3 protein-coding genes and 1 pseudogene are annotated in these 3,878 nt (G+C 71.2%); all 4 read left to right on the top strand.

The features are described 5' to 3' along the window. A partial coding sequence (locus R1101_RS0118055; protein ID WP_016934756.1) for an ERAP1-like C-terminal domain-containing protein occupies nt 1–946 on the top strand: 946 nt, incomplete at its 5' end. Further along, on the top strand, nt 943–2,073 hold the full coding sequence (locus R1101_RS0118050) for a tyrosine-type recombinase/integrase (RefSeq protein WP_016934755.1): 1,131 nt from the start codon (nt 943–945) through the stop codon (nt 2,071–2,073). The genes R1101_RS0118055 and R1101_RS0118050, both read left to right, overlap by 4 nt. A gap of 138 nt (nt 2,074–2,211) precedes the next feature. Beyond that, nucleotides 2,212–2,895 carry a DNA alkylation repair protein gene (locus R1101_RS0118045; protein ID WP_016934754.1) on the top strand — a complete coding sequence of 228 codons (684 nt, stop codon included), beginning with the start codon at nt 2,212–2,214 and terminating at the stop codon, nt 2,893–2,895. 61 nt (nt 2,896–2,956) lie between these two features. Beyond that, nucleotides 2,957–3,878 (top strand): annotated as a pseudogene (locus R1101_RS0118040) (phosphoketolase); the annotation flags it as partial.

The following is a 3,878-nucleotide window of genomic DNA, read 5'->3' as shown; positions in this document are numbered from 1 at the left end:
CCGACCCTCACCCTACGCGAAGGTCCGCCTCGACACGCGGTCGCTCGACACGGTCGAGTCCTCCCTGGACCGCGTCTGCGACCCGCTCGCGCGCGGACTGCTGTGGTCGGCGCTGTGGAACGCTACCCGCGACGGTGAACTCGCCGTCGACCGCTATCTGTCCATGGCCGCCCGGTTCGCTCTGCACGAGGCCGACATCGCGCTGCTGACCGCGGTGCTCGCCAATGCGGCCCACGCCGTCGAGCACTATGTGCCCGTCGCGGGGCGGACGGATGCGCGGCGTCGGTGGCTCGACGCGGTGTGGGACGGGCTGCACGGCGCCGCACCCGGCAGCGACGCCCAGCTGGCATTCGCCCGCGCGGTCGGTGTCGCGGCGAGCGTCGACGACCGGCACGCCGCCGACCTGAGGGCGATCCTGTGCGGCAACGCCGCACCCCCGCAGGGGCTGCGCCTCGACCCCGACCTGCGGTGGAGCTGGTGGGCGGCGTTGACGACCACCGGCGACGCCGACGAGGCCGACCTCGACGAGGAACTGCGCAACGACGACACCGCCTCGGGACGCACCGCTCACCTGCGCGCGCTCGCCTCTCGTCCGCGCGCAGAGGTCAAGGCGCATGCGTGGGCGACGATCCTGGCCGATCACACTCTCACCAACGACCACCTCGATGCGACCATCGCCGGGTTCCGTGCCGGGGAGCGCCGCGACCTGATCTCCGCCTACGACACCGACTATTTCGCGGTGCTCCACGAGACCTGGAGCGGCCGCAGCATCGAGATCGCCCGCCGCATCGTCATCGGGTTGTTCCCCGCGGCCGACAGCCTCGACCCCGTCGACGCGTGGCTCGACGCCCACACCGACGCCCCGGCCGCGCTGCGGCGCCTCGTAATCGAACAACGCGACCACCTCGCCCGCGACATGCGTGTCCAGAGGATCACCACGCCGTGACGAGCCCGGATCTGCCCTGCCCCGAGGTGCCCGCGGTACCGGACACGGTCGCCATCGCGATGCGGCGGCTGCGGGAGAAGGCGGCCTCGGAGAACACCCGCGCCGCCCAACTCGGCGACTGGACCATCTTCACCCGCTGGTGCGAACGCACCGGGCACAGTCCGATGCCGGCGACCGCCGAGCAATTGAGCTGGTTCCTCACCGAGAAGGCCGCCGAACTGCGCCCCGACGGACGCTGGGCGTACGCGCCGTCGACGCTGTCGCGGTGGGTATCGACCATCAACAAGATGCACGCGTTGGCCGGACTTCCGAAACCCGGTGGGCACGAATCCGTTCGGGATCTACTGCGTGGCATCCGGCGTGATCGGGCCACCCCGCCGGCGCGGCGCACCCCGCTGCTCACCGACGACATCCGCACCATCCTCACCGCGATGCGCACCGACGCGGCCGACGCCGGATGGGCCGACCGCGTCGCCGAACGCCGCGACTCGGCATTGCTGCTCATGGGCCTCGCCGGTGCGCTGCGCCGCTCCGAGCTCACCGGGCTCGTCGTCTCCGACGTCGTCCCGCACCGCGCCGACGGGCTGTACGTGACGGTCCGCCGGTCCAAGACCGACCGCAGCGCCCGCGGCCGCACCGTCACCCTGCCGTACGGATCGGATCCGCACACCTGCCCGGTATGCGCGTATCGACGCTGGCGAGAGGTGCTCGACGCGTGGGACGAGTCCGGACGCGACGCGGTCGTCGACCTGCTGGGCACCGCCGCGCCCGACCCGGCCGAGCACTGCTGCCGGGGCCTGGCGGCCGGGCGCACGCAGGACGGCGACCGGCCCCTGTTCCGCCCGGTGCACCGCAGCGGCGCGGTGGGCGCGACGGCCCTGTCCGGACAGTCCGTGCACTCGATGATCCAGCGCCGCGCCCGGCGCGCCGGGTTCAGCGACGACCTCGTCGCGACCCTCGGTGGGCACAGCCTGCGGGCCGGGTTCGTCACCCAGGCGGTGCGCGGCGGCGCGACCACACAGACGATCATGACGCAGACCGGGCACGCGGACGAACGGATGGTCGCGCTGTACAGTCGCCACCACGCCGGTCTCGTCGGCAACGCCGTCACTCGGCTCGGGCTGTAACCACGTCGTGAAAGAACTTCGGTGGATCCGACCCCGCTCAGCGGGGCCGAACCCACCCGAATCGAGCGTGAACCGACCCGGACTGTAGGCCGGCGCTCGTAGGCTGAGGCGCGACCGGCACACGGACAGGAGATCGCGGTGGCACAGACGACAACGGACGCTCCGACCGTCGACGAGCTGCTCTCCGAACTCGCCGCGCTCGACGACCCGAAGATCCGTGCGGTCAACGAGAAGCACGGCGACGATCACGGCGTGAACCTCAGTGCCCTGCGCGCCGTCGCCAAGCGGGTGAAGACGCAGCACGAGCTCGCACAGCAACTCTGGGCCACGGGCGATACCGCCGCGCGGCTGCTCGCGCTGCTGATCTGCCGCCCCACGGCGTTCACCGTCGCCGAGCTCGACGCAATGGTCCGCGAGACCGGCACCCCGAAGGTGCACGACTGGTTCGTCAACTACGTCGTGAAGAAGAACCCGCATGTCGAGGAGCTGCGGGCACGGTGGATGACCGACCCCGATCCGATCGTCGCGAGCGCCGGCTGGGCGCTCACCGCCGGCCGCGTCGTCAAGGATGCCGACGGGCTCGACCTGTCCGGCCTGCTCGACACCATCGACGCGCAGATGCGTGACGCCCCGGAGCGTCTGCAGTGGGCGATGAACACGTGTCTGGCGCAGATCGGCATCGAACACCCCGACCACCGCGCCCGCGCACTCGACATCGGCGAACGCCTCGAGGTACTGAAGGACTATCCCACCTCGCCGGGCTGCACGTCGCCGTACGCGCCGAGCTGGATCGGCGAGATGGTGCGGCGACGGGACGAGTGAGCCCGTCGCCGGATGGGTACCGCTGCAACGAGCACCCCGGTCGCCGACGACGAGGAATCCGATGTCACTTCGCACCCCGCAGACCAGTTCCGACGCAGCCTCCGAGCCGGGGTCCGCGATCGATCCTGAGTTCGACACGCTCGACGCGTGGTGGCGGGCCGCGAACTACCTGTCCGTCGGACAGATCTACCTCATGGACAATCCGCTCCTGCGCGAGCCGTTGCGGCCCGAACACATCAAACCGCGCCTGCTCGGGCACTGGGGCACCACGCCGGGCCTGAACTTCGTGTACGCGCACCTCAACCGCGCGATCACCGCCCGCGATCTGGACATGATGTACGTCATGGGTCCCGGCCACGGCGGACCCGGACCGGTGGGCGCGGCGTGGCTCGAAGGCACCTACAGCGAGGTCTACCCGGACGTCTCCCGCGACGAGGACGGCATGCGTCGCCTGTTCCGCCAGTTCTCGTTCCCCGGCGGCATTCCCAGCCACGTCGCCCCCGAGACACCCGGGTCGATCCACGAGGGCGGCGAACTCGGCTACTCCCTCTCGCACGCCTACGGCGCGGCCTTCGACAATCCCGATCTGATCGTCGCCGCGGTGGTCGGCGACGGTGAAGCAGAGACCGGGCCGCTCGCCGCGAGCTGGCATTCGACGAAATTCGTCGACCCGCGGCGCGACGGCGCCGTGCTGCCGATCCTGCATCTCAACGGTTTCAAGATCGCCAACCCGACGGTGCTCGCCCGCATCGGAGAGGACGAACTGATCTCGCTGCTGCGCGGCTACGGGCACGAACCGCTCGTCGTCGCCGGGGACGATCCCGCCGACATGCACCGGCGGTTCGCCGCAGCCCTCGATTGGGCGCTCGACCGGATCTCCGAGATCCGGCAGACCGCCCGCAGCACCGGCGACGCGACCCGCCCGGCCTGGCCGATGATCGTGCTGCGCTCCCCGAAGGGCTGGACCGGCCCGGCGGAGGTCG

The organism is Rhodococcus sp. R1101, assembly GCF_000278445.1.
Taxonomy (GTDB): Bacteria; Actinomycetota; Actinomycetes; order Mycobacteriales; family Mycobacteriaceae; genus Rhodococcus; species Rhodococcus gordoniae.
Note: the sequence above shows the minus strand (reverse complement) of the source record. Positions and strands in the feature narration are given on the sequence as shown.